Origin of the sequence: Treponema sp. Marseille-Q4523 (genome assembly GCF_016901105.1) — a bacterium.
Taxonomy (GTDB): domain Bacteria; phylum Spirochaetota; class Spirochaetia; order Treponematales; family Treponemataceae; genus Treponema_D.
Map to the genome: position 1 here is coordinate 85,610 of NZ_JAFEVM010000002.1, position 25,039 is coordinate 110,648.

The window sequence follows — 25,039 nt, forward strand, 5'->3', positions numbered from 1 at the left end:
ATTGCAACATATTGAGTCAATCGATTTGACATCGCTTAGGTCATACAATTTCGATGGATATGGCGATAATCGCGGACAATCGCGGCAATCGATTTGACATCGTTACATTTTTACTATAAAATAAAGAATAAAATGTTATGACAATCGACGAATTTCTTCGCTATTACAAACGGAATTTTCACCGCACCAGCTCATTTCTCGTAGGGCTTGTTTTAATGTTCGTCGATGCCGCCGCCCTCATGCTCAGCATCGGCACGAGCTTTTTTATCATCAATGCGATCAACAATTCGTTTATCAACTTCCGATCCTTTGTCACATACAGCGTTTACCTGCCGCTCATACTCGTCGTTTTTTATGCGGCGGGGCTTTATCCGGGCATCATGATATCCCCCGTTGAAGAAGTAAAACGGTTCAGCATCTGTACGTTTTTCAGCTTTGTCGGCATCGCGATCAGCATTCTCGTCGCTGACGATCAAACGCGCATCGCCGTCGCGATCGCGCTCATGCTCGCCGTTCCCCTTGCGACGATTTTTTTACCGATCGCACGGCAAATCGCGCGATTCGCATTCGGTACCTATCACTGGTGGGGACTGCCGGCCGTCATCTACTGTACCGATTCGAGCGGAGACGCGGTCATAAACCGAATGCTCGAGAGATCCGACTTGGGCTATAAACCCGCCGTCATCATAAACAGCGGCTCCATCGCAAGCAATACCTACGACAGCATTCCCGTCTTTTCCCCGAGCAAAGAGCTGCTCGATACGATCCGCTCTCTCAAAATAAAAGCGGCTATCCTCTGCGATTACGAAAAAACCGACGTATCGGACATCATGCAGGTATACCGCTACACGATCACCGTTTCAAAACACCAAAACAGATCCATATCAGGTTCCCCGCAGATAAAGGATATCGGCGGCATCGTCGGTTTCGCATCGACACACAACCTCACGAAAAAAACGAACCGATTTGCAAAGCGTGCCATCGACATCGCGCTCCTCATCGTTTCGTTTCCGCTCGTGCTGCCGCTGTGCATCGTCGTCGCGCTCATCATCAAAATCACGTCCCCCGGTCCGGTCTTTTACGGACATCTGAGAGTAGGCAAAAACGGCAAACCGCTCAAGTGCTGGAAATTCCGTTCCATGTGCAAAGATGCCGACAAAAAACTCGACGCGCTCCTCGCGAAAAATCCCGACATGCGCGAACAATGGGAGCGCGAGCGAAAATTCGTCGACGACCCGCGCGTTACGCCGTTCGGAAAATTCATCAGAAAGACGAGCATCGACGAACTGCCCCAATTTTGGAATATCCTTGCAGGCGAAATGAGTTTTATCGGCCCGCGTCCGGTCACCGAGGGTGAGCTTGCCAAATACGGCTCCCAAGCCGATTATATCCTTTCGGTAACGCCCGGTCTTTCGGGTATGTGGCAGACATCGGGCAGAAGCGACACGGAATATGAAGAGCGCATTACGCTCGACACATACTATATTCAAAACTGGTCGATATGGCTCGATATATGGCTCATCATAAAAACCGTATGGGTCGTATTTAAAAGGAAAGGTGCGTATTAATGAAAAAGTATTGTATCGCTTTTGCGGTTTTGTTTGAACTGCTTGTTTCCGCATTTTCCTCGTCATATCGGATCAATTCCGTACGTTATGTCATCGAAGGCATGACAAAGGAATCGGTTGTCGAACGTGAAGTAAAAATCGATAAAACGATCATTTTTCCCGATGAAGTCGCATTTGCAAAATACATCGACGACTATCGCCAGCGCCTTTTAAATACGCGTCTCTTCGATGAAGTTTCCGTCGAGTATTCGACACGCCTCTTCGATGAGCAGGCGGATTTGTATATCGCGGATTTAACGGTGCGTCTTGACGACTCGTTTCATTTTATCATCGTTCCGTATCCGAAATACGATTCGAACAGCGGTCTCACGCTGAAACTGAAATTGAAAGATACGAACTTTTTCGGAACGATGAAAAGCATGGCGGCCGATGTGAATTTTTTGCTTAAAACCGATGAAGACGATACCGAAATGAAACACGTCGTCGACGATATGGGCATCACGATGGGCGTGAACATGGCATTCGACATTCCTTTCAGACTTGCAAATCTCAATGCCACGTGGACAAACAGCTACGGCATATCCTATACGATCGGACACTCGTCTCCGGAATGGGATACGGCGACGGGACTCGATTTTTCGGTACCTCTCGGACATCGGACATCGCTCGACTTTTCGTTCACGCAAGGGTTTACCCGAGACTTCGATTACAAAAAATACGACGACGATATCTACTTTACCGAAAAAGGTATCGTATCGCTTCCCATCGTGCTGCAGCGTATCGACAACTGGGGCAACGTCGACTATACGCCCTATATGAGCGCAAAATATTATTGGGATTTCAACGGTATCAATGCTTTGAATGAAGATCTTGCAAGTCCCCAGCTCGCCATCGGACAGACGATCGGGACGTCGCGTATCAACTGGAAAAACAATCTGCGTACCGGCTTATCGATTTCGACGACGCAGTCCTTTACGTATATCGTACAAAACGAAAAACTCCAACCGAAATTTTCCGCCGAATTCAAAGGCTTCAAAGGATTTAAGCGGATCGGTATAGCAAGCGATATCTACTTTTTCATGATGATGAACGGTACGGAAAATATCGGCCCGCGCTTACGCGGTATCCGCGACAAACAGTATTTCAGCACATCGTCGGGGTACAGCGGCACTCATGCTTGCAGTACTACCGGTGCACTCGCAGTCAATCTCGACTTCCCCGTCAGAGTGTTCGCTACACATTTCGAAAAAAACAGAGTGATGCGCAAGCTCAATTTCGAAGTGCAGGTTGCCCCTTTTATCGACTTTGCGCTTATACACAATAAAGCGGCGGGTACGATTTTTTCGGTCAAAGACGGCTTTTATGCAGGCGGTTTGGAAGTGATCGTTTTCCCCGAAAGTTGGAAAAGCATACAGTTCCGTGCCAGCCTCGGAATCGATGCGGGGCGTTACTTCCTCAAACGCTTTATCAATACCGATTGGAGAAGAGAAGTATCGCGATACGAACTTTCGATCGGTATCGGCCTGCATTATTAATAAATCTGATGCGAGTTTGGAAAATACGACTGTATACGGAAAGTTGGCATCGGGAAATGAAATACCGGAGGTTAAGATATGATTGAAGACAGCGAAGTACACGGTATAGTTTTGTATCAAGACGACGACCACAAATTTATTTGGCTCGGTTCCGAAAGTAAATACCGAAAGGGCGCAGTGCAGACGATGCAGTATCTTATCATCGACCACGGTAAGGGTGTTTTGCTCGATCCGGGCGGAGTGCATCTTTTTTCGCGCGTCGTAACGGCCGTAAGCCGTTTTATATCTGTCGATAAAATCGACACGATCTTTTTTTCGCATCAGGATCCCGACGTATCTTCGGGCATTGCGCTGTGGCTCGGCATTACGCATGCAAAAGTATACATCTCCAACCTGTGGATACGCTTTTTGCCTCATTTCGGTATAGTCGATACGAACCGCATCATCGGTATTCCCGACAAAGGCATGGATATCATGCTTGCTCCCGATTCCCGGCTGCGCTGCGTCCCGTCGCATTTTATGCATTCGCCCGGTCATTTCGGGCTCTTCGACGAGCGATCGGGTATTTTATTTACAGGCGACATAGGCGCTGCTGTGTTCGATGAAACGAATGAAACGACTTATGTCGGCGATTTCAACAAGCACATCCCGCTTATTAGAGATTTCCACGTGCGCTATATGGCGGCAAATAAGATCGTCCGCCGCTGGGTGGAACAGGTGCGCATCTTAAATCCGGCTATGCTCGCTCCTCAGCACGGAGCCATTTACAAAGATGAAAACGTGGGCAATTTTTTGAATTGGCTCGAAAACCTGCAGTGCGGTATTGATCTCATCGATACGCTTTTTTAACTGAGGGCGGTGCATAATGAGCGGAAACAGCGAAAACGAAATCATTCAAAACTTTACCGACATCGTCGATAAAACGGTCGTACGTTTTAATAAAAGCATGGTATTGGATTTTGTGACGGCGCATTCTTTTGAAATCATCGATCAGGCTGTCGTGCAGCTGCAAAAAGGTTTCGACACGATCGTCGCCGCATTTGAAGAAATTCAGGCAAGCGGTACCGCCTCTTCTTCGAATACCGGACGAGTCAACACCATGATGTCCGATATCTTAAACAACAATAAAAAGCTGCAATCGGAGATAAATGAGCGCGTGAGCGAAATCGAAGAAGCGTCGGTCAATGCGAAAAACGCCGCTTCAAATTTCGAACTGCTCAAAGAAAAAACGGCCGATGTCGCAGGTATGCTCGCCGGTATTCAAGACGTCTCGGTCAAAACGGGCATCCTCGCGATCAACGCATCCATTGAAGCGGCTCGCGCGGGAAAAGTCGGAAGCGGCTTCAGAATCATCGCAAACGAAGTGCGCGCGTTGGCGACTCAGACCGGAGAATCCACAAAAAAAATCGAAGAGAAGCTCACCGAATTCCGCGAAACGGTCGATGAAATCAATAAAGACATGACGCTCTTTATCGAACTCTTTTCACGCTTCCAACAGTCGTTTACCGAAGTTTTAAATAATTTCAATCAAAACGCATCGACGCTCGACCGAGCGGGCAATTCGCTCAGCGAAATAGCGGCTGCGGTACAGGAACAGACGGGCGCGATGAAAGACGGTTTGGACTCTCTTGAAAAAGTAAACGGATCGCTGCACGACACGCATACCATCCTCGACGTCATCCAGACAAGCTATTCCTTTTTGGATACGCTTTTGGGGCAAAAGCAGTAGGCAGGCTTGATAATTTCCGCCGCTCAAAAGTCATTTGCAAGTTTCATCACCGAGCGCTTTTTCCAATGATCGTCGGGCACGGAATCGGCGAGAGCCGTATAGAGGTCGAATGCAAATCGTTCGTTTCCCGCTTTTTGCACGCAGTCGGCAAAATCGGAAAATCCTTTCCAAATCTGCCGTTCGGACGCCCAATCGACGATGTCGGGAAAACGCTTGATCTCCGTAAAAAGAAGGCTGAGGTTTCGATAGTCGAATTCGGGATCCCGCGCTTTTACGGTATTATACATTTTCGTAAAGGCGGTAAGCGTGCCGAGCGCAAAGGCTTTCAGCGCTTTATCGGAAAAGCCGCGCTCTTCGTAGTACGATGCAAGCTTAAAATACGCTTTAAGCGCCGTATAATCTTCGGAGCGAAAAAGCGCAAAAAATTTTTCCATCGCGCCCGCTTCATTATTTTGTACGATGAGCATAAACGCCCTTTCGAAGCTTTCATTTTTAAATAAACTGTCACCGCTTACGATGAGAAGCAAATCTTTTTCATAGCCGTCAAAATCTTTTTCGATAAATGCGATATCGGAAAGCTCGTACAAAATATCGTAACGTTCGTCGGGAACATCGAGGAGGGCTGCGCTCTTCCATGCATTCATAAGGTATTGTTTTGAAAGCGCATATTCGCCTTCCAGAGTATATATACGACCGATAAGGCGGTCGGCTTCGGGAAAAGAGAGGCGCGTCGAAACGTAGGAGACGAGGGCATCCGCGGAATTATTAAAAAACGCACTCGTTTTTTTTCCGACATAGCGCTCGACGATTTCGACAGCGTCGTAGTCTTCGCGCTTTTTGAGAACTGCGAGCACGTCGGAAAGTACGCCGTTCGCCTTTTGCACTTCGCGCGGTTTCAAAGCATAAGAGAGCGTATCGGCTTCCCATGCGACAATCTCGCGCCGGGCTGTTTTCGCTTCGTTTGCAAGACGGAGCGCTTCTCCGTAATTTCCGTCATCGAATTCGACGCGCGCAAAACGGAAGAGTTTTACATCGCCTGCAAGATCGCGCGGCTTTTTGGGACGCACTTGTGCGCCGAGTGTCGAATATACGAGCAACAATGCGGAAAAAACAATTACAATCTTTTTCATAAGTCAACCGGTTCCGGAATTGAGAAAAACGGTTAAACGAAACACTGAAACAGCGTGTTTCATTTAACGACCGCTCAGTCGGTACAATCGATACGTTTTACAGCGTGTCCAATTCTTCTCTGAATACTTTATCGGCATCTTTTGCGTCGACGGTTCGCACTATTTTCCCTTTTTTAAATATGACGACTTTATTGCCCGACCCCGCTATCCCCAAATCCGCGTGCTTTCCTTCTCCCGGACCGTTTACGACGCAGCCCATAACAGCGACGCTTATGTTTTTATCGAGCGATAAAAGTTCTCTCTGCCACTTTTCGACAAAGGCGTGCACGTCGAATCCGATCCTGCCGCACCTGGGACACGAAATGAGCTTTACGCCTCCCTCTCTTTTTCCGCATTCTACAAGTATTTCGCGGCCTGCTATCACTTCGTTTTCGGGGGGTGATGAAAGGCTTACACGGATCGTATCTCCGATGCCTTTCGAAAGCAGGGCGCCGAAAGCGAGCGTGCTCTTTACGATGCCGGTGATGAGCGGACCGGCTTCCGTCACTCCGATGTGAAGCGGGATATCGTATTTTTTTGCAAATACTTCGTTCGCTTCGATAGTTTCTCTTACCGAAGACGCTTTCATACTGACGACAAACTGCGTAAAACCGAGTTCGTCGAATACGGCGGCTTCGCGCGATGCCGTCTCGGAAAGCGCTTCCGCCCTCGACATGGAAGCGGCCTCGACTTTCGCCGCAAGGTCTTTCGGAAAACTTCCCGTATTGACACCGATTCTGATCGCGGCGTTTTTTTCGCGGCACGAAGCGACGACCTTTTCGACGTTTTCACGGGAGCCTATATTGCCGGGGTTGATGCGGATCGCGGCGACGTTGCCGCGAAGGCATTCGAGTGCAAGGCGGTAGTCGAAATGAATGTCGGCGACGAGGGGCACCGTACAGTCGGCGGCTATCGCGCAGAGTGCGCGCGCACTTTCCATATCGGGAACGGCAAAACGCACGATGTCGCAGCCTATCCCTTTGAGTGCGTGTATTTCTTCTACGAGCGCTTCTCGCTTTTCGGAATCGGCGTCCAAACCGACGATGGATTTTTTCCACATCGTCTGTACCGAAACGGGTTCTCCGCCGCCGACGGCAATGCGCTCCGTTTTACCGTTTCCGCCGAGATAGACTTTTTTCGTCATGCGCGCTTTTTGAAAGAACGCTTATCGACAAAAACCGATACCGAAAGCCATGACAAAGAGAGCGACGGTTTCGCAAAGACCGACGACCATGATATAGCTCGCAAAGCCTTTGCCCGTTTCCCCGAGCGCATCCGAACCGGCTGCTCCCGCCTGTCCCTGAGCGACGGCAGATGCGCCCATCGCAAGTCCTGCGGCAACGCCGAGTCCGAGTAAAAACAGCGGATTTTTATTGGAAGCGAGGATGCTCCTCGTCAAAAGAAATCCGTAAATCGTCTGCGTCAGCGGCGCGCCTGCAAAGACGGTGAGGATAAAAGGCGCGGGCTTATTGTTTACGTAACAGCGTTTCCATGCACCGATCGCGCCTTGACCTGCGATACCGATTCCGAACGCGCTTCCGATAGCGGCAAGTCCCATCACGACACCTGCACCAAGCATTCCCAAATTCATAACAACTCCTATTATTCCTATAACGCCGCTTCTCTGAACGGCTCATATTTATATCCCGACCACGACATACCGAGGTGGCTCGAAAATTCAAGCGTATTCAAACGCACGCCGTGAACGATAACCGAAAGCACGTTCAATGCGACGTTGAGTCCGTGCCCCGTTACGAGCAGGACGAGCGCGGCGACAAAGAAAATTGCGTGTCCCAAAAGCGGACCCGCCATAGTGTTGACCGTACTCGAAATCGCGCTGCCGGCCAAAGCGACCGCCCACAGACGGATATACGACACGATATCCGAAAACACGTTTACGACACCGAGCACTACCGAAATGATGTTTTTACAGCTTTCGAGTACCGCCCTTCCGACGCTGCCGTCGTAATTCGAAAACACGAAGCTCATCAAAAAGCCGCCACCGACGAGCGCAAGAGAAACGCTGCCGACGGGAACGCCGTACACGACTTTATCGAGCGAAAAGATTTCTCCGCTGATGACGAGCATGAGCACGATGTAAAACATACCCCACAGCATGAGCATGGAACCCAAGTCTCCTATGCACTTCGGAGAGCGTATGTCGTTTATAAAGCACTTGATGTGAGCGACCGTCAGCTGCACGAGCGCGAGCGTAAAGCAAAACACTTGCAGATTTTGATCGGTCGTAAGGAGACTCTGTACACCGTCGTAGCGGGAAGCGTATGCCGAAGAAATCGGCGGAATCGAAAGCGAAGTGAGCCACGAGGGAAGCTTGTCGGCTGCGATGCCGAACCACGTACACGTGAGCGTTCCCCACACGACCGTCGAAAAAGAAAGGAGCGCAAGAAGACTCATCATCGGATTCGTTTTTTTGCCTGCAGCCTTCAATTTGACCGTTACGGCAAGCGCAAGAGCGAGCATAATGAGCCCGTAGCCCGCATCTCCGAAAATCATGCCGAAAAAGATCGTAAAGAAAAACAAAAACCATCCGGAAATATCGAATTCGCGGTAACCCGGAACGGTGCCGAGAAAATCGGTGAGCGGATAGATGATGCTTACGAGCGGATTGTTTTTAAGCTTTGTCGGCGGATCGTCGGTCTCTTCGACTTCGCTCGAAGAAATCGCCCAGCCGTTTTGTTTTGCCGCCTCTTCCAAAGCGGAAAAGCCGTCGGACGGAACATAGCCTGAAAGCCATGCGAGATCGCTCTCTTTGCCTTCGTTTTCTTTTCCCATACCCGCATACACGTTTTCGAATTCGATCTCCTTTGCGAGTTTTTTCGCATACGAATCGATCTGACGGCCATACACCGCCTGTGCCGAAAGTTCGGTTTCTATTTCACGGATGCGTTTTATATTGCCTTCGATTTTCTCGGAAAGTTTTTCCGTAGCGATTTTCGGAAGCGGCACTTCAAAAGCTTCGGGCGGAAGATTTTCAGGCCGCTCTTTTCCGATAAGCAAAAATCGTACATCGCGCTTTCCGGTATTGACGAGCACCGTATCGATGGAATCGTCCAAAGCAGTGTATAAATCGGCCGGCATTTCGTACATCGAAAGCGCTATTCCTTTTTCGGAAAGATACGCGAAATCGTCCGGATCGACGCTGCCCCACTTTGCAAAGCGTTCGAGTTCGACGGTGTCGGCGCCGAGCGCATCGATGAGCGATTTTTTTTCGTCGAAAAGAGATGTGACCGTTTTGCTTTTTTCGGCGATTCCGGTTTCATCGAGGTTTTCGGCGCGGGATGTTTTCGGCGCTTTTATCTCGGAAAGGATCGCGTATGCGTTTTGCGCGCATGAAAAACTTTCTTTCAAAGCGGAAAGCTTTTCGCTTTCGCCTTCAAGGCTTTCCAAGTGCATGACGCCGAGCTTACGCAATTTTTCGAGCGCGTCTTTTTTTTCTTTTTCGAGAATGACGACGGAAACTTTTTTCATCGCTACGATCATTTCGCTTCAGCCTCCAGTTTCCGCTTCGATATCTTACTGCGCACGACTGCGGCGACTCTTTCATCGCCGAGAAACACGGATATCTTTCTGATATTTTCTTTCGCTTCGGGAATCTTCACTTTTTCGAAAAGGTTGACGCGCTGCGTCGTCGTGCGAAGCTCTTTTGAAAGGAGACGCACCTGTTCGTCGAGCACTTCGGCTTCCAAATCGAGTTCGAGCGCTCTTTCCATACGATCGGCCGCCATATCGATCCACACGGGCGTTTCGTAGAGATCGTACTCGGCTCTCGTAAAATCGGCGCCTTCGTAAATCGGAATCTTCACGCCCGCGATATTGCCCGTGCCTTTTCGTATATTGCTTACGCGCACCGTATCGCGTCCGAAGGATTCGGCATCGGCGAATACGGCGATCCATTCGTCGAATTCCTTTTCGAGCGCTTTACGCGCATCGCGCACTTCACGCGCTTTTGCATCGATGGCGCGGATTTCGGTTTGGAGCTGCTGCTTTTTGAGCGTAAGCGTCGGAAGATAGCGCTGATACATTTTCAGCGCATCTTTTTGAATCTTTTGCTCGTTTTTCGTCAGCTTGATCTTCGCCATACGTTAATCCCTTTTCGGCCAATACTTATCGAGCAATCCCGTTTTTATACCCGTTTCCTCTTTGTCGAAACAGTCGGCGAGAATCTTCCAGCCCGAATCGAGGGCATCTTCGAGCGATATGTTTTTCGACAGATCCATCATTTCGTCTTCGAATTCTTTGCCGTATTTGATAAGCTTGTTGTCCCATGCGCTCATCATAAAGCCCATCGATTTTTTTTCAAGCGTATCTTTATACGAGGAATACAGGCGTATCATGCCGTCCATGAGAGCGCGATGATCGTCCCTCGTCTTTCCGTTGACGTTCTGCTTTAAGCGCGAAAGACTTCCGAACGGTTCGATGCGGCCGCCTTTGAGATAATACTGCCCTTCGGTGATATAGCCCGTATTGTCGGGCACGGGATGCGTTACATCGTCTCCGGGCATCGTCGTCACGGCGAGGACGGTAACCGACCCCGCGCCCTCGAAGTCGACGGCTTTTTCGTAGCGGGAAGCGAGCTGACTGTACAAGTCGCCGGGATAACCGCGGTTCGACGGAACCTGCTCCTGCGTGATAGCGATTTCTTTCATCGCGTCGGCGAAGTTCGTCATATCGGTCAAAAGGACGAGCACGTCTTTGCCCTGCAGCGCAAACTGTTCGGCGACGGCAAGGCTCAAATCGGGCACTTTCATGCATTCGACCGTCGGGTCGGCTGCCGTGTGAATAAACATAACGGTGCGGCTCATCGCTCCGCCGTTTTCGAGCGTATTTTTAAAGTACAGGTAATCGTCGTACTTTAAGCCCATACCGCCGAGCACGATGACGTCGACTTCCGCCTGCATCGCAATGCGCGCGAGCAGTTGGTTGTACGGTTCTCCCGAAATGCTGAATATCGGCAGCTTTTGCGAAACGACGAGCGTATTGAACATGTCGATCATCGGGATGCCCGTGCGGATCATGCGGTTTGCCATAATGCGCTTGGAAGGATTGACCGAAGGCCCGCCTATAGTTACGAGGTTATCCGTAAGAGCGGGTCCCGCGTCGCGGGGAGATGCGGAACCGTTGAAAATGCGGCCGAGCAGATTTTCACTGAAACTCACTTCCATCCGGTGACCGAGAAATTTAACGTGATCGCCCGTGGAAATGCCGCGGCCGCCTGCGAAAACCTGCAACGACACGACTTCTCCGTCGATCTTATTGACTTCCGCAAGCGATTTTCCGAACCTCGTTTCGATTTCCGCGAGTTCTCCATAACGGACATTGTCGGCTTTTACCGTGATGACGTTGCCGGTGATCGATTCGATTCGCGAATATATTTTATTCATATCATTCACCGTCCTTGAGCAGCGCCGCCGCTTCTTTTTGCAGTTTGCCGTTTTTTTGCGCGTAGAGTTCGTCGATCTTTTTTTCGATATCGGTAAACGAGTCGTCCTTCCACGTCGAATAGTTCCAGTCGATAAAGAGCTGACGCAGAGAATTGAAATAAGAGCGCGCATCGTCTTTCGAATTCAAATCGAAATCGGATCCGAGGATGCGAAGCACTTTTTCAAGCGTATAGGTTTGGCGTTCGACGCTGACCGAATTGTCGACTTCGTCGAAAGAGTTTTGCTGAAAATACACCGAATCGAGAAAATCGCTTTTGAGGTATTCGATATAATCTTCGGTCGTCGTTCCCTCTTCGCCGACGACTTTCATCATCTGATTGACTTCCTGTCCGCTTCTGAAGAGAGCGCGTGCGAAATCGACCCGGTCTTCGCGGATAACGCTTTTGTATTTCGACCACGAATTGAGCGGGTCGATCGCGGGGTATTTTCGGGCGTCGCTCCGCTCGCGCGCAAGTCCGTGGAAAGCGCCGACGACTTTGAGCGTCGCCTGCGTAACCGGTTCGTCGAAGTTGCCGCCGGCGGGAGAAACCGTACCGCCGATCGTAACCGAACCCGTTTTGCCGTCGCGCAGGCGCACGATGCCCGCGCGTTCGTAAAAGGCTGCGATATAGGATTCGAGATAGGCGGGGAACGCTTCTTCGCCCGGAATCTCTTCGAGGCGGCCGCTCATTTCGCGCAACGCCTGCGCCCAGCGAGAAGTGGAATCGGCAAGCAAAAGCACGTTGAGCCCCATCTGGCGATAGTATTCGGCAAGCGTAACGCTCGTATAGACGGACGCTTCGCGAGAGGCGACCGGCATGGACGACGTATTGCAGATGATGATCGTCCGCTTCATAAGCGACTCTCCGGTGCGCGGATCGATGAGCTTCGGAAAATCTTTTATCGTTTCGACGACTTCGCCCGCACGCTCGCCGCAGGCTGCGATGATGACGATATCGACTTCGGCGTTGCGGCTCGTCGTATGCTGGATAACCGTTTTACCCGCGCCGAAGGGGCCGGGTATGCAATAGGTCCCGCCGAGCGCAACGGGAAAAAACGTATCGATGAGACGTATCTTCGTAACCATCGCGTCAGACGGAGCGAGGCGTTCGGCATAGCAGTCGACGGCGCGTTTTACCGGCCACTTGAACGTCATCGTAATCGTATGTGATTCACCCTTTTCGTCTTCGAGGACTGCGATTTCATCTTGAATCGTGTACGATCCCGCAGGTGCGATTTTCTTTACGGTATAGGAGCCGTACATATCGAAGGGTACGAGAATTTTATGCGTAAAGGGGCCTTCGGGAACCGAGCCGACGGCATCTCCGCGGTATACGGCATCTCCGACTTTTGCCGACGGCGTAAAATCCCACTTCGTCGCTTTGGAAAGAGGATCGACGTAGACGCCCCGCTCGAGGAAAAAGCCCGCCTGTTCTGCGACGAGCGGCAGCGGATTTTGCAAACCGTCGTACACTTGACCGAGCAAACCGGGACCGAGTTCGGCGCACAAAAGGTCGCCGTCGAATTCGACGGTATCTCCCGAACGTATGCCGTTCGTCATTTCGTAAATCTGCATTTGAGCGCCGTCGCCGCGAACACGGATGACTTCGCCTTTGAGCCGTTTGCCTTCGACGTTTACGTAGCCGACTTCGTTCATCGAAACGTTGCCGTCAAAGGCTATCGAAACCATGTTGCCGTTGACGCCGACTACTTTCGCTTTAGTACCCGTCATATTGTTTCTCCCAGTATAGAATCGTACATAGTGCGGTATGCCAGAGTACCCGCTTCTTTATTGAATTTTTTGATGCGCGCAGTGAGCAAAAGCCGTATGCCGTACTCGTAGACGGCATCGACGGAAAAGATATTCAAGGGACGCAGGTTGTCGAGCACTCCGGTGCGGTATTCGTATAAAAACTTTTCCGCAGAAAGAGGACTGTCCATACCGACTGCGGTGCGGGCTGCCTGCATGATGTCGGCCGTACATGACGGCGGCACTTGCGGTGCATCGCGCTTCATCCTTTGCGCGCGGACTTGCGCGAGTGCAAAGCGGAGGCTCCGCTCTCTGTCGTACCACGCATCGAGAAATTTCGAACCGGTCGGTTCCGGCTCTTTCGGCGGAACGAGCGAAAGAGCGTTTAAAACTTCAACTTCCGCTTTCGAAAGGAAGCGCGAACACAGATCGCGGTAATAAGTTTCCGTTATCGCAAGCGATCGCTCGGCGTTTGAAATGTCGGGCAGCTGCGAAACGAGATAATATTGCTTCACTCGTTTGTCCCTTGAACGGCGCCTTTTAAGATGGCTGCAGTGCGCGGATTGACGTAGGCTGCGAACAATTCGGCAAGGGAATCCGAAGAATAATCGTAAAATGCCCTGCCCTCTTTAACTCCGATCCTAAAACCGCCCGCGAGTGTTTTATCGCTTTTGAGCACGAGCCCCTTTGCGATTTCGTCTTTGAGCGCGGACGTAAGAGCCGATTCGAGTTCTTTCAAATCCTTTTCGGAAAGCAAAACGGAAAGCTCTTCCGCGTCGGCGTGCTTTGTCCACGCTTTTACCGTTTCGGGGATAAGATTTGCGAGCAGCTCTTTCGAATACGCTTTCGCCGTTTCCGTCTTAATAATCCTGTCGAGTTCGGCGATAAGGGAATCACGGAACGATAAAATCATATTGCGTCCCGCCTGTGCGATCGCGTCTTCGCTCGCTTTTTCCATGCGCTCGGTTTCGGCTTTCGCATTTTTGATGATGCCGTCGGCTTTTTGCTCCGCATCGGAAACGACGGATTTCGCTTTTTTTTCAGCGTCGGCGAGTATCTCGGCCGCAGAAGCTTCCGCGCTCGCCACTCCGTCTTTTTTTATTTTGTCGATCAATTCCTGCAACTGGACATCCATACAACCCTCGCTGTCTCGGTAAAATAAACGATGCTGTTATCATACATCCAAATGCAATTTAATACAATGCCCGTGTGCACGAACGACGGAAAGCGCTGCCGACGGGGCGTTGCGGGGTGTCCCCGCTGGAAGGGGCAGTGCGCAACGAAGTGCGCACGAGGGGAAGGCTTTCCCCCTTGTTGAATTTGAGCGCGTATCCGGAATCGGAATTGCCCGGAAAACGCTTATCGTCTATACTGAGCACATGAAAAAAATCGGCATCGTCACCGGAGCGAGTTCCGGCATGGGAGAAGAATTCGCGCTCGAGATCGCACGGCAAAAAAAGTGCGACGAAGTCTGGCTCATCGCGAGAAGAAAAGAACGGCTCGATGCGCTGTGCAAAAAAATCGAAACGGAAAAAGGCGTCGTCCCCCGCCCCGTCTGCATGGACATAAGCGGGCGCGAAGGCGTCGAGCGTTTTGCAAAGCTGTTTGAAAAAGAAGGCGGCGATTTTACAATCGGCATACTCGTCAACAACGCGGGTTTCGGCACCTACGGTCCCTTTTCGGAAACCGACGTCATGCGTGAACTCGATATGATAGACTTGAACTGCACGGCGCTCACCGGCCTTTGCGGCGTATCGCTCCCGTACATGACAGAGGGATCCGTCCTCATCAACACGGCAAGCCTCGCTTCTTTTTCGCCGCTCGGAAATTTTGCCGTCTACGCCGCGACGAAAGCCTACGTGCTGAGCTTTACGCTCGCACTCGCAGCCGAAGTGAGGGATCGCGGCATACGGGTGTGTGCGCTCTGTCCCGGATCAGTCAGCACCGAATTCGCGGAAGTTGCATCGAACGGCGCGCGTAAAGAAGTGCTGCACGGCGTCGCGGCCGACAAAACGGTCGCACACTGTTTAAAACACGCGGAACGAGGAAAAAAAACCGCGCTCATGACATGGAAGTGGAAACTTTTCGCCGCAGCGAGCCGACTGCTCGACCGCTATGCGATCGCGCGCTTTACGTACAAACATTGGAAGCGCCCGTATAGGAAATAGGATGAGAAGGGGAACAGGAAACACCGATGAATAAAAACGACTGTATCATTCGTTTGGAAAAGAAAGAAGAATACCGAAAAGTTGAAAACCTTGTACGCGAAAGTTTTTGGAATGTATATCGTCCGGGATGTCAAGAGCACTATATTCTACAACAGCTGCGGAATGATCCCGCATTCGTTCACGAGCTTGATTTTGTGATGGAAAAGGACGGCAAACTCATCGGGCAAAATATCTTCGTCAGAGCAATGATTAAAGCCGACAACGGGAGTGACGTTCCGATTATGACGATGGGGCCGATCTGTATTACGCCGGCGTTACAGCGAAAAGGTTACGGAAAGATTCTGCTTGACTATTCCCTTGAAAAGGCGAAAGAACTCGGCTGCGGAGCCGTGTGCTTTGAAGGCAATATCGATTTTTACAGTAAGAGCGGTTTTTCTTATGCGAGTGCATACGGCATCAGATATCATGGATTACCGGAGGGAGCGGATGCGTCCTTTTTCCTTTGCAAAGAATTGATTCCGGGTTATCTGTCCGATATTACCGGAGAATATGCCGCGCCGAAAGGATACTCAGCCTGCGACGAGTATCCGAATGAGTTTGCAGTATATGAAGCGGGCTTTCCGTACAAAGAAAAACGAAAGCTTTCCGGACAGATTTTTGATTAAAAATTATTTATTCATAGGAATCGTCTACTTTTTATGCTATACTTTTACCGATATGCGCTCGGAACGGCTTTTTGAAATTCTCTTTATTCTCCTCAACAAAAAACGAACCACGGCTCATGAACTTGCAAAAAAGTTTGCAGTGTCGCCGCGTACCGTTTACCGCGATATAGATATTTTAAGCTGTGCCGGTATTCCGCTTTATACGATGCAGGGTACGGGCGGCGGAATCTTTATCGATGAAGCGTACACGATAGATAAATCGATTGTAACAAAAGAAGAGCAGGAAAAAATTCTGCTTGCCCTGCAATGTCTGTCGCCCGTAGACGAGATGCATACCGAATCGATTTTAAACCGTTTATCCGCAGTCTTTCAGCGCAATGCCGATTGGGTTAAGGTTGATTATTCACGGTGGGATACCGAAAACGACACATCGGTATTCGATACAATAAAACAGGCCGTTTTGGAATGCAAAGCGATTGTGATAGAATACCTTGATTCCTACGGCAAAAAAACAAAGCGTAGCGTTTATCCGCTGCGTCTTTTATTCAAATCGAAAGCGTGGTACGTTGAAAGTTATTGTACCGAAAAAAAAGATTTCAGATTGTTTCGCCTGACAAGAATTCTTTCTATCAGGAAAATGCCGAAAACCTTTGATCGCGCGCAGTTGCTGCATAAAATGCCTCGCAAAGAAGACGCCCAAGCGTCGCAATCCTGTTCAAACATACGATTAAAATGTACGAATAAAACCGCCTATCGGCTCTACGACGAATTTCCTGCCGAATGCATAACAAAAAACAAAGACCGCTCGTATACGCTTTCGGCATGCCTGCCTATCGATTCATGGCTGTGCGCTTTTATTTTGTCGCTCGGCATCGATGTCGAAATAGTTCAGCCGGAATTCCTGAAACGGGATATCGCCGGCTTTGCCGAAAAAATAGCGAAACATCATAAAAAATCCGATTGATTTCAAACTTGACATATCTTGACAGGTTTATATGTTATAATAACATTATCTTACGAACCGAAAAATTTTTCGGAAGCAGAAGCTTCCTGCAATTTTTTTTTAGGAGGTATGATAAAAAGTGTCGTCTGAAATATCGCCGACACTTTTTATTTCGAGTTTGCGCGGATGTTTGCGAAAGATGTGTATACGTATCGTTTCGATAAAAATCGTATGAGTACGATACACTGTATTTTGCAAACTCGACTATTGAACGTGTGCGCGCTCGCGCACGGCTAAAAACTTTTTCGGAAATTGATATTTCCTGCAAAAGTTTTTTAGGAGGAAATTATGCCCAGAGCTGCGACAAAGGCCGATTTAATTCAAGCTTCAAACGAACAATTTGCAAAACTGCGGACTTTAATCGACGGAATGACCGACAAAGAAAAAAGTGCCGATATCTTTCCGAATGAACGCGATAAAAACGTGCGCGACGTTTTGGTTCACTTGTACGAATGGCACTGTCTTTTGCTGAATTGGATACGGTCGAACACAAAAGGAAAATCCGCCGCCTTTTTGCCTGAGCCTTATAATTGGAAAACCTATCCTGCAATGAACGTCGGATTTTGGAAAAAGCACCGGGAAACGCCGTATGTCGCCGCCGAGAGCATGCTGAAAAAGACACACAAAGAGGTTATGGCGCTTATCGAAACGTTTTCCAACGAAGAACTTTTTTCCAAAGGCGCTTTCGATTGGACGGGCACGACGACGCTCGGCAGTTACTGCGTTTCGGCAACATCGAGCCATTACGATTGGGCGATCAAGTGCTTAAAAAAGGCGCTGAAAAAATATAGGGAAAAATGAAATACCCAGCGACTGGATTTTCAGGAACAGCAAATGCACTTTGTTCAAGTAAAAGGAATTTTATCGGCTAAAAACGGCATGAACTTATACCGCGGCTGTACGCACGGGTGTATCTATTGCGACTCGCGAAGCGAATGCTATCGGTTTGCGCACGATTTTGAAGACATAGAAATAAAGGAAAACGCGATAGATTTGCTCGAAGACGCTTTGAGCCGGAAACGCAATAAGTGCATGATCGGTACGGGGTCTATGACCGACCCGTATATGCCGCTTGAAGAAAAAATCGGCATGACGCGGAAAGCGATGGAAACTGTATACCGCCGCGGTTTCGGTTTTACCCTCATAACAAAATCTCCGCGGGTACTGCGCGACCTCGATCTTTTGAAGGCCGTACACGAAAGGGCGAAATGCGTCGTGCAGATGACGCTGACAACATACGATGACGCTTTGTGCAAAATACTCGAGCCGAATGTCGCCGTTACAAGCGAACGGTTTGCGGCGCTTAAAACCCTGCGCGATGCGGGCATTCCCGCTGTTGTGTGGCTCACGCCGATTCTTCCGTTTATCAATGATACGGCGGAAAACATCGAAGGCATTTTGCGCTATTGCATCGAAGCAAAAGTGATCGGCGTGATCTGCTTCGGCATGGGCCTAACGCTGAGAGACGGGAACCGCGAATATTTTTACAAAAACCTCGACGAATTTTTCCCCGGCTTAAAAGAAAAATACATCCGGCGCTACGGCAACGGCTATTCCCTTATGAGTGCGCACAATACGCGCCTTATGAATTTATTCCGTATGCGCTGTAAAGAAAACGGTATCGAAACGAATACCGATAAAATATTTTCGTATTTGTCGGCTTTTGAAGATAAACAAACAAGCGCGCAGTTGACGCTGTTTTAACATCGCGCGGCGTTCCCGTGATCCGCTCCCCGCCGCTTTATTTTACGATGACGCGGATGATCCGCTTTTTGCCCGCTTTCAAAATAAACTCGCCGTCCGCATCCGCTTCTTTCATCGTGATGAGTGCGTGAACGTCTTTTACGACTCGGCCGTTTACCTGCGCGCCCCCCTGCTCGATAAGGCGGCGGTTGTCGCTCTTCGAGGTACCGGGCTGTGCGATTGCAAAGAGATCTACAACTCCGATCCCCTCTTCGATCGCCTGCTTTGCGATTTCCGCCGTCGGCATATGCGCTTTGTCGCCTTCTCCGCCGAATGCGGCCTTTGCGCCCGAAAGCGCTTTGTCGGCTTCGGCTTTGCCGTGAATTACGGCGGTCGCTTCGTATGCGAGCCGCTCTTTCGCTTCGTTGATATTGCCTGCGCAGATTTTATCGATTTCTTCGATACTCAAAAACGTAAACAGCAAAAGGAATTTGCGCACGTCCGCATCGGCGACATTCCGCCAATATTGAAAAAAATCGTACACGCTCGTGAGCGAAGCGTCGAGGAAAACCGCGCCGTGTTCGCTCTTGCCCATCTTTTGTCCGTCCGCACGCATGATGAGCGGAAAGGTCAAACCGAAGCATTCGTGCTCGATATTTTTTTCCGTCGTGCCGCCGAGCTTTCTCCTGATCAAATCGACGCCCGCAGTGATATTGCCCCACTGGTCATCGCCTCCGATCTGCAAAATACAGCCGTGCCGTTTGTGCAGCATGAGAAAGTCGTAACTCTGCAAAAGCTGATAATTGAATTCGATGAACGAAAGCCCCCGCTCGAGCCGCATTTTGTAGGCTTCGAACGACAGCATTTTGTTGACGGAAAAACAGGAACCGATATCGCGTAAAAAATCGATATAGTTCAAATCCGCAAGCCAATTTTTATTGTTGTCCGAAAACGCCGTCTTACCGTCGAAACCGATAAAGGCGTCGAGCTGTTTCTCTATACGCGCGACGTTTTTGTCGAGCTCTTCATACGAAAGCATTTTGCGCATTTCCGTTTTACCGCTCGGATCCCCTATGCGCGCAGTCCCGCCGCCGATGAGCGCGATGCCGACATTCCCCGCAGAACGCAGATGCCGCAGCGCAAAAAACGGAACCATGTGCCCGATGTGGAGACTCGGCCCCGTCGGATCGCAGCCGACGTAAAAAGTAATGGGACCTGAGTCCATGCGGGAAGAAAGAGAATCGATATCGGTGCATTGAGAATAAAATCCCCGCGCTTTCAATTCGGCAAGCGTGCTGTTCATACGTCATCCTTAATTATTAAAATCACATTTTCAAAAATACGTTTTCGATTTTATATGATTGAGGGGGGTTAAGACAAGAGCTCGCGATTTCGAGCAGTGCGGAGAAATCGCGAGCGTGTTAATAAAAGAAAAACGGCTTGGCCGTTTTTCGCCTCTCGACTTCATCGAGCAATTCCGAGCAGTGCGGAGAAATCGCGAGCGTGTTAATAAAAGAAAAACGCGCCAAGCGTTTTTTCAACTCTCGACTTAAAAAATAATTCCGAGCAGTGCGCGACTTGCAACGAGCACGAAGTGCGAAGTTCCCCGCGCAGGATTTTTTCGCGTCTTCCATCACACAGCGCGCCGTAAACGTCGCACTGTGTGTCCTCATAAGGAATTGCAGTCGGCTTTCATACCTTTTATTACATCCGAAAGGATGAGGTATAAAAGCCTCCGCACGGATAAAAGAAAAACGGCTCGGTCGTTTTTCGCCCCGCGACTTCATCAAGCGATTCCGAGCAGTGGCCGTTCGCGGTACATCCGTATACCGCTCACTACCGTATTTTTGCTTTGCAAAAATACGCGGCTGCTGTGCTAAGATGCGACACGGCATCCGTGCCGTGCATTGAATAAAGCGAAGTTCCCAGCGCCACTTGCAACGAGCGCGGAGCGCGAAGTTCCCAGCGCAGGATTGCTCGCGTTTCCTATCATACAGCCATTTCTTGACGCAAACCGCACTTTGGCGTTATATACTTACAAAGAATATGTACGGAGAATAATAAGCAGTGCCGAATCAAACAGCCGATAAAACGATACTGAAAGAATTAAGAGCGATAACAAACGATAAGACAAATTGGAAAACGGCAATCGATGATGTCGCACTAAAACTCGGTAAACACTATTCAGAAGATGTAAAAGCAAAAGCCTTGTGGCTCCTCGGTGAAATGGGATTATATTATCCTTCTCTCATACAACCGTATATTAAACAAATAGCCGACTATCTGAAGGACGACAATCCGAAACTGAGAGCGCGATCGGTAAACGCATTGGGACGAATAGGCAGAGCGGACAAAGCTTTAATACTTCCCTATTTCGAAGCATTGATAAAAATGTGTTCCGACACAGCGGAGACAGTACGACTTGCGTTTGTGTGGGCTTGTGAAAATATTGCAACGAATGCGCCGGAGTTCTTTTGCGACAAATTGGATTTATTTTATGCGTTGATATCGGATAAAGGAGAGCGAGTACGAATCGAAGCACCTGAAATGTTTCGAGTGATGGGAAAACGGCTGCCGCATTCCGTAGAGCCGTATTTGGAAAAATTGGAACGGTTTGCCGAACATGATCCGCATCCTGTTGTCCGTATTCACACGAGCGGTGCAATCCGCATAACGAAAAAAGCATTGGAGAAAAGCAAGCATGCCGCAGATGAGTAAGGGCGGAAAATATATTTTCGGCTGGTCGGTCATACGGGAAAACGGAAAAATAATTTTTCCGGCATCGGCAGTAGAAGAATATAAATTACAAAAAGAACGGTACATTTACATCGTTTCCGGCAGCAAACAGACGGGCGGATTTTGCGTAATGAGCGAACCGCTGCTTTCCCGCTCAAAGCTGAATCACATCCTGAAAGAAAATCCGAACCTTGCGGAAAGGAACGTAAAAGAGGGAGAATTGATTTCATACAAGGGAAGAAAATACGGTTGGCTTCCCCTAAAAGATAACGGAGTTCGACTTACGCCGTCATTGATGCGGACGCTGGATATAAAAGCCGGAGACAAATTATTGGCGATCCGAAGCAGCGACATCGCATTTACTTTAGGCGCCAAAGGCGCATTGATACAAAAAGCACTTGAATACGCGGGAGAAATAGCAGTTTTTTAAAACGATACATCGATCACAGAGGATAAAATTCAAATCCCGCAGTTCTGAGCTTATCGCCGATGCTGCCGTCCGTTTCGTCAACCGCTACGATATAATACGTCGTGCCGCTCGCTCTCGTTTCCGTCGTCACGGCGGCGGTAAAGCCTTTATCTTTCAGAGCGGCGACAAGCCTGTCGGCATTCGCTTTTTCCCGGAACAAGCCGAGCTGCAATCTGCGAAGCGAACTGCCGCTCCCCTGTGCGGCTGCCGCGCTTTGCCCCTGTCCGACTCCCGTTCGCGTCCCCTGCACGCCGGCAGAACCTCCCCTCTCGGAAGCGTTTTGCACAGACTGCGATTGACCGCTATTTTTTTTCGATTCCGTTTTTTGTACCGCAGCCGCTCCCGCATCTTTTTCGGTACTTGCAATTTTTTCTGCCCCGCCGGAATCGATTTCGGGGAGAGCCGCTTCTTTCCGCGGCAAAAAATACCAAAACGGCGCCGGAAGGAGCTGCACGCCGCCTTTTACGATTCCCGTTTCAAGCGATGCCGGGAATTCTTTTTTTAACGCCGCAGCATAGGATGACTCCCCCGTAAGATACCACAGCGTCAAAAGGATCGCTGGTTTTACGCTTGCCATCGACTTGAACGACATATACGCTTTCAGCATAGCGACGCTCTCATCCAAATCGGCGCTCACATTCGCACGGCAAAGGTCTGCCCAAAGCGCATAGAGTTTGATCCGCGCCTGAATCGCTTCGTCGTTCGAATTACGCACCGCCGAATTGAGATAGCGCTCCGCCGTCGTATAATCGCCTGAGCTTAGCGCACAGCGCACTGCATCGAGGACGAGCTGCTCCGACGATTTTTTCGGCATGCGGTCGGCATCGCCTGCGCTGATAGCGGCGGCTTCGGCATAAGAAGCGCGCGCATCGTCGAAACGCGCAAGCTGTTCCTGAAGAGAGCCGAAAAACGCATAGAGCGCGCGCTTTTCTTTCGGGTCGGAAACTTTCGGTAAGTTTTCCGCGATATACGCGATCGACGCGTCGACGTTCGGCTTTGCCGCCGCGGCATCGGCAACGGCGCGGGCCGTAAGCGGACGCGCTTCATCCGCCGCAAGGGGGAAAAGAAAAATTAATAATAATAAAACGGCAAACGAACTGCCTCGGCGCTTCATTTTCTTCCCGTCATCCGATTTTCGGCAGTATCTTTTTTGTCAACGCTTTCCGCATTTTTCAGCGCGTCCTTTGCCGCTTTCGCTTTTATCTTATCGATTTTTTTTGCCGCGATGCTTTTACCCTTGCCGAAGGAAAACGGCAGCGCGACAACGATACCAGCAACAAAGGATACGATGATCGTGATAAACACGGGTACGTTGTGAAACGTGTGAAAGATCACGTTGACGTCACAGACATTTCGGATATTAAATCCCGTAAACACCGCGATCAATACCGCAATCACTATAAAAATTATAAGACCAATCATAATCACCTCGCAATCGAGTTTAAAAAGCTTAGTAGAGATTGTACTTTAAAAAAGCCGCTTGTGCAATTCGCCGCATTGCCTCGTGCGAATCGCTTCTCTACAGCCTGAGTCCTGCACCTCTAAAAATCGACCGAGTTTTCACAGCTGTCCTTTAAACGTCTGACCCGAAAGCTCTGTCAAACGGAGCTCGACGAATTTTCCGATAAGCGATTTTTCAGCTTTAAATGCGACTCGCTCGTCCCGTTCCGTTTTTGCAAGGAGTTCCGCTTCGTCGTCGCGGCTCACCGATTCGACGAGAGCTTTTACCGTCGAACCGACTCGCTTTTGCATCTCTTCCGCTGTAATTTTAAGCTGCATATCGATGATTTTTTGGAGGCGCGCTTTTTTTACTTCGAGCGGAATTTGATTCGGCATCTTTGCCGCAGGCGTTCCTTCTCTCGGATTATAATAGTACATAAACGCATTTTCGTAGCGCACCGTCTTCATAAGATCGAGCGTTTCTTCGAAATCTTCATCCGTCTCTCCCGGAAAACCGAGCATAACATCCGTCGTAAGCGATACGTCGGGAAGCGCGGCTCTTATGCGGTCGACGAGCGAAAGATAATGCTCGCGCGTATAGCGCCTGTTCATCGCCTGCAATATCTTCGTCGAACCGTGCTGTACCGGCAGATGGATGTGGCGGCACAGCACATCGTTGTGCTTGATCGCATCGATAAGGGTATCGCTCAAATCTTTCGGATGACTTGAAACGAAGCGCACCCACTCTATCGGCGAATTGTTTTTTCTAAGATGATCGGAAATAATAATTAATAATTTTGCAAAGTCGGCATCCCCGTCGCAATACGAATTGACGTTCTGCCCGAGCAGCGTCACTTCTTTTACGCCGTACGATGAAAGCGCGTCGAGTTCCGAAAGCACTTCTCCAACGGGGCGCGACACTTCCCTCCCCCGCACACAGGGCACGATACAATACGTACAAAAATTATTGCAGCCGTGCATGATGGGCACAAAGGTCGAAAAAGCTCCCGGCTCGGCGGAAATCGGTGCGAAGGTATACGACGGCGAATCGTCGAGAGGAGCCGCCCTCACCCCCTTTTCCGCAGCTTCGATGATATCGCCGAAATATTTTTTTGCAAAAGTTCCGACAACGTAATCAATACACGGATACTCTTCTTTGAGCGATGCAAGAAGGCGTTCGGCCATACAGCCGGTAACCACAAGCGTAAGCGGCTTTGCGCCGTCGCGGACAAAAACCTCGGCCTTTTCGAGCGTCTTCGATTTTGCGCCGGGCGTCTTTTGCCGCAGAGCTTTCAATCCCGCGTACCAGCCGAGCCTGCCGAATATGCGGTTTTCGGCCGTCGCACGCACCGAACAGGTATTGATAACCGCGACGTCGGCGACTTGCGCGTCTTCGGCTTTTTGCCATCCGCGCGCGATAAACATCCGTTCGATCGATGCGGACTCGGCGATATTCATTTGACAACCATAAGTTTCAAAATAATACGTCATTTACATTCCACTTGCATTTTTCAAAAATAGTACCGCGCACGGATGCGCGGATTTTGCCGAGCGAGAATTCGCACCCTCTCTTTTGCTTCGAAGAGAATTCTCGTGTTGTGAAAAAACACGACGTTTTTTCACAACGATCTTGCCTGCGGCCGCTGACGCGGGAATCGGCGTACGCACTTGCTTCGCCTCATC

General features: G+C 49.8%; 24 protein-coding genes. 11 read left to right on the forward strand and 13 right to left on the reverse strand.

Translation table 11 applies throughout. The annotated features are described in order from the left end of the window. Positions 1-137 precede the first annotated feature (137 nt). From wbaP to JSQ97_RS01010, 4 genes are all read left to right on the forward strand, one after another. The gene (gene wbaP, locus JSQ97_RS00995; RefSeq protein ID WP_205074325.1) at positions 138-1,568 is read left to right on the forward strand and encodes an undecaprenyl-phosphate galactose phosphotransferase WbaP; all 1,431 of its coding nucleotides are present in this window, start codon (positions 138-140) and stop codon (positions 1,566-1,568) included. Continuing rightward, positions 1,568-3,103 carry a BamA/TamA family outer membrane protein gene (locus JSQ97_RS01000; protein WP_205074326.1) on the forward strand — a complete coding sequence of 512 codons (1,536 nt, stop codon included), beginning with the start codon at positions 1,568-1,570 and terminating at the stop codon, positions 3,101-3,103. Before wbaP ends, JSQ97_RS01000 begins: the two co-directional genes overlap by 1 nt. 78 nt (positions 3,104-3,181) lie before the next feature. Further along, entirely contained in the window at positions 3,182-3,952 is a 771-nt protein-coding gene (locus JSQ97_RS01005) for an oxygen-binding di-iron domain-containing protein (protein ID WP_239446820.1), read from the forward strand. A gap of 16 nt (positions 3,953-3,968) precedes the next feature. Beyond that, on the forward strand, positions 3,969-4,832 hold the full coding sequence (locus tag JSQ97_RS01010) for a methyl-accepting chemotaxis protein (RefSeq protein ID WP_205074327.1): 864 nt from the start codon (positions 3,969-3,971) through the stop codon (positions 4,830-4,832). Positions 4,833-4,855: 23 nt separating this feature from the next. Here the strand turns inward: JSQ97_RS01010 and JSQ97_RS01015 are convergent, their stop codons facing one another. The 9 genes from JSQ97_RS01015 to JSQ97_RS01055 all read right to left on the reverse strand — a co-directional run bounded on the left by JSQ97_RS01015 (position 4,856) and on the right by JSQ97_RS01055 (position 14,327). Next, entirely contained in the window at positions 4,856-5,962 is a 1,107-nt protein-coding gene (locus tag JSQ97_RS01015) for a tetratricopeptide repeat protein (RefSeq protein ID WP_205074328.1), read from the reverse strand. Between the two features lie 97 nt (positions 5,963-6,059). Further along, a complete protein-coding gene (ispG, locus tag JSQ97_RS01020) occupies positions 6,060-7,145 on the reverse strand; it encodes a flavodoxin-dependent (E)-4-hydroxy-3-methylbut-2-enyl-diphosphate synthase (RefSeq protein WP_205074329.1) in 1,086 nt (361 codons plus the stop codon). Positions 7,146-7,166: 21 nt separating this feature from the next. Next, positions 7,167-7,592, reverse strand: coding sequence for a V-type ATP synthase subunit K (locus tag JSQ97_RS01025; RefSeq protein ID WP_205074330.1), 426 nt, complete (start codon positions 7,590-7,592; stop codon positions 7,167-7,169). A gap of 17 nt (positions 7,593-7,609) precedes the next feature. Further along, complete coding sequence (locus JSQ97_RS01030; protein ID WP_205074331.1) at positions 7,610-9,502, reverse strand: V-type ATP synthase subunit I; 1,893 nt, start codon at positions 9,500-9,502, stop codon at positions 7,610-7,612. After that, positions 9,499-10,101 (reverse strand): V-type ATP synthase subunit D, encoded by a 603-nt coding sequence (locus JSQ97_RS01035; protein WP_016520298.1) that lies wholly within the window; start codon positions 10,099-10,101, stop codon positions 9,499-9,501. Before JSQ97_RS01035 ends, JSQ97_RS01030 begins: the two co-directional genes overlap by 4 nt. A gap of 3 nt (positions 10,102-10,104) precedes the next feature. Then, positions 10,105-11,403: a V-type ATP synthase subunit B gene (locus tag JSQ97_RS01040; protein ID WP_180486512.1), complete on the reverse strand. Its 1,299-nt coding sequence runs from the start codon at positions 11,401-11,403 to the stop codon at positions 10,105-10,107. 1 nt (position 11,404) lies between these two features. Beyond that, entirely contained in the window at positions 11,405-13,174 is a 1,770-nt protein-coding gene (locus JSQ97_RS01045) for a V-type ATP synthase subunit A (protein ID WP_205074332.1), read from the reverse strand. Next, positions 13,171-13,707 (reverse strand): hypothetical protein, encoded by a 537-nt coding sequence (locus JSQ97_RS01050; protein ID WP_205074333.1) that lies wholly within the window; start codon positions 13,705-13,707, stop codon positions 13,171-13,173. The genes JSQ97_RS01045 and JSQ97_RS01050 overlap by 4 nt, the downstream gene beginning before the upstream one ends. Next, positions 13,704-14,327 (reverse strand): V-type ATP synthase subunit E, encoded by a 624-nt coding sequence (locus JSQ97_RS01055; RefSeq protein WP_205074334.1) that lies wholly within the window; start codon positions 14,325-14,327, stop codon positions 13,704-13,706. The genes JSQ97_RS01050 and JSQ97_RS01055 overlap by 4 nt, the downstream gene beginning before the upstream one ends. Before the next feature lie 244 nt (positions 14,328-14,571). On the opposite strand from JSQ97_RS01055, the gene JSQ97_RS01060 reads away from it, so the two are divergent. The 5 genes from JSQ97_RS01060 (at position 14,572) to JSQ97_RS01080 (ending at position 18,732) form a co-directional block, all read left to right on the forward strand. Continuing rightward, positions 14,572-15,360, forward strand: coding sequence for an SDR family NAD(P)-dependent oxidoreductase (locus JSQ97_RS01060; protein ID WP_205074335.1), 789 nt, complete (start codon positions 14,572-14,574; stop codon positions 15,358-15,360). 26 nt (positions 15,361-15,386) lie between these two features. Then, complete coding sequence (locus tag JSQ97_RS01065; RefSeq protein WP_205074336.1) at positions 15,387-16,025, forward strand: GNAT family N-acetyltransferase; 639 nt, start codon at positions 15,387-15,389, stop codon at positions 16,023-16,025. A 52-nt stretch (positions 16,026-16,077) separates the two neighbouring features. Continuing rightward, entirely contained in the window at positions 16,078-16,989 is a 912-nt protein-coding gene (locus JSQ97_RS01070) for a helix-turn-helix transcriptional regulator (RefSeq protein ID WP_205074337.1), read from the forward strand. 327 nt (positions 16,990-17,316) lie between these two features. Next, positions 17,317-17,829 (forward strand): ClbS/DfsB family four-helix bundle protein, encoded by a 513-nt coding sequence (locus JSQ97_RS01075; RefSeq protein ID WP_205074338.1) that lies wholly within the window; start codon positions 17,317-17,319, stop codon positions 17,827-17,829. A gap of 33 nt (positions 17,830-17,862) precedes the next feature. After that, positions 17,863-18,732, forward strand: coding sequence for an SPL family radical SAM protein (locus tag JSQ97_RS01080; protein ID WP_205074339.1), 870 nt, complete (start codon positions 17,863-17,865; stop codon positions 18,730-18,732). A gap of 37 nt (positions 18,733-18,769) precedes the next feature. Here JSQ97_RS01080 and tyrS read toward each other — a convergent pair whose 3' ends face one another. Further along, a complete protein-coding gene (gene tyrS / locus JSQ97_RS01085; RefSeq protein ID WP_205074340.1) occupies positions 18,770-20,014 on the reverse strand; it encodes a tyrosine--tRNA ligase in 1,245 nt (414 codons plus the stop codon). 764 nt (positions 20,015-20,778) lie between these two features. On the opposite strand from tyrS, the gene JSQ97_RS01090 reads away from it, so the two are divergent. Together JSQ97_RS01090 and JSQ97_RS01095 are read left to right on the forward strand one after the other, a co-directional pair. Then, a complete protein-coding gene (locus JSQ97_RS01090) occupies positions 20,779-21,429 on the forward strand; it encodes a sister chromatid cohesion protein PDS5 (RefSeq protein WP_205074341.1) in 651 nt (216 codons plus the stop codon). After that, on the forward strand, positions 21,413-21,877 hold the full coding sequence (locus JSQ97_RS01095) for a hypothetical protein (protein ID WP_205074342.1): 465 nt from the start codon (positions 21,413-21,415) through the stop codon (positions 21,875-21,877). The genes JSQ97_RS01090 and JSQ97_RS01095 overlap by 17 nt, the downstream gene beginning before the upstream one ends. 13 nt (positions 21,878-21,890) lie before the next feature. Here JSQ97_RS01095 and JSQ97_RS01100 read toward each other — a convergent pair whose 3' ends face one another. The 3 genes from JSQ97_RS01100 to miaB form a co-directional block, all read right to left on the reverse strand. Continuing rightward, positions 21,891-23,030 carry an SPOR domain-containing protein gene (locus tag JSQ97_RS01100; protein ID WP_205074343.1) on the reverse strand — a complete coding sequence of 380 codons (1,140 nt, stop codon included), beginning with the start codon at positions 23,028-23,030 and terminating at the stop codon, positions 21,891-21,893. After that, positions 23,027-23,338: a LapA family protein gene (locus JSQ97_RS01105; RefSeq protein WP_187384382.1), complete on the reverse strand. Its 312-nt coding sequence runs from the start codon at positions 23,336-23,338 to the stop codon at positions 23,027-23,029. The genes JSQ97_RS01100 and JSQ97_RS01105 overlap by 4 nt, the downstream gene beginning before the upstream one ends. Positions 23,339-23,476: 138 nt before the next feature. Then, positions 23,477-24,847, reverse strand: a complete 1,371-nt coding sequence (miaB, locus tag JSQ97_RS01110) for a tRNA (N6-isopentenyl adenosine(37)-C2)-methylthiotransferase MiaB (protein ID WP_205074344.1) — start codon at positions 24,845-24,847, stop codon at positions 23,477-23,479. Positions 24,848-25,039: the final 192 nt, after the last annotated feature.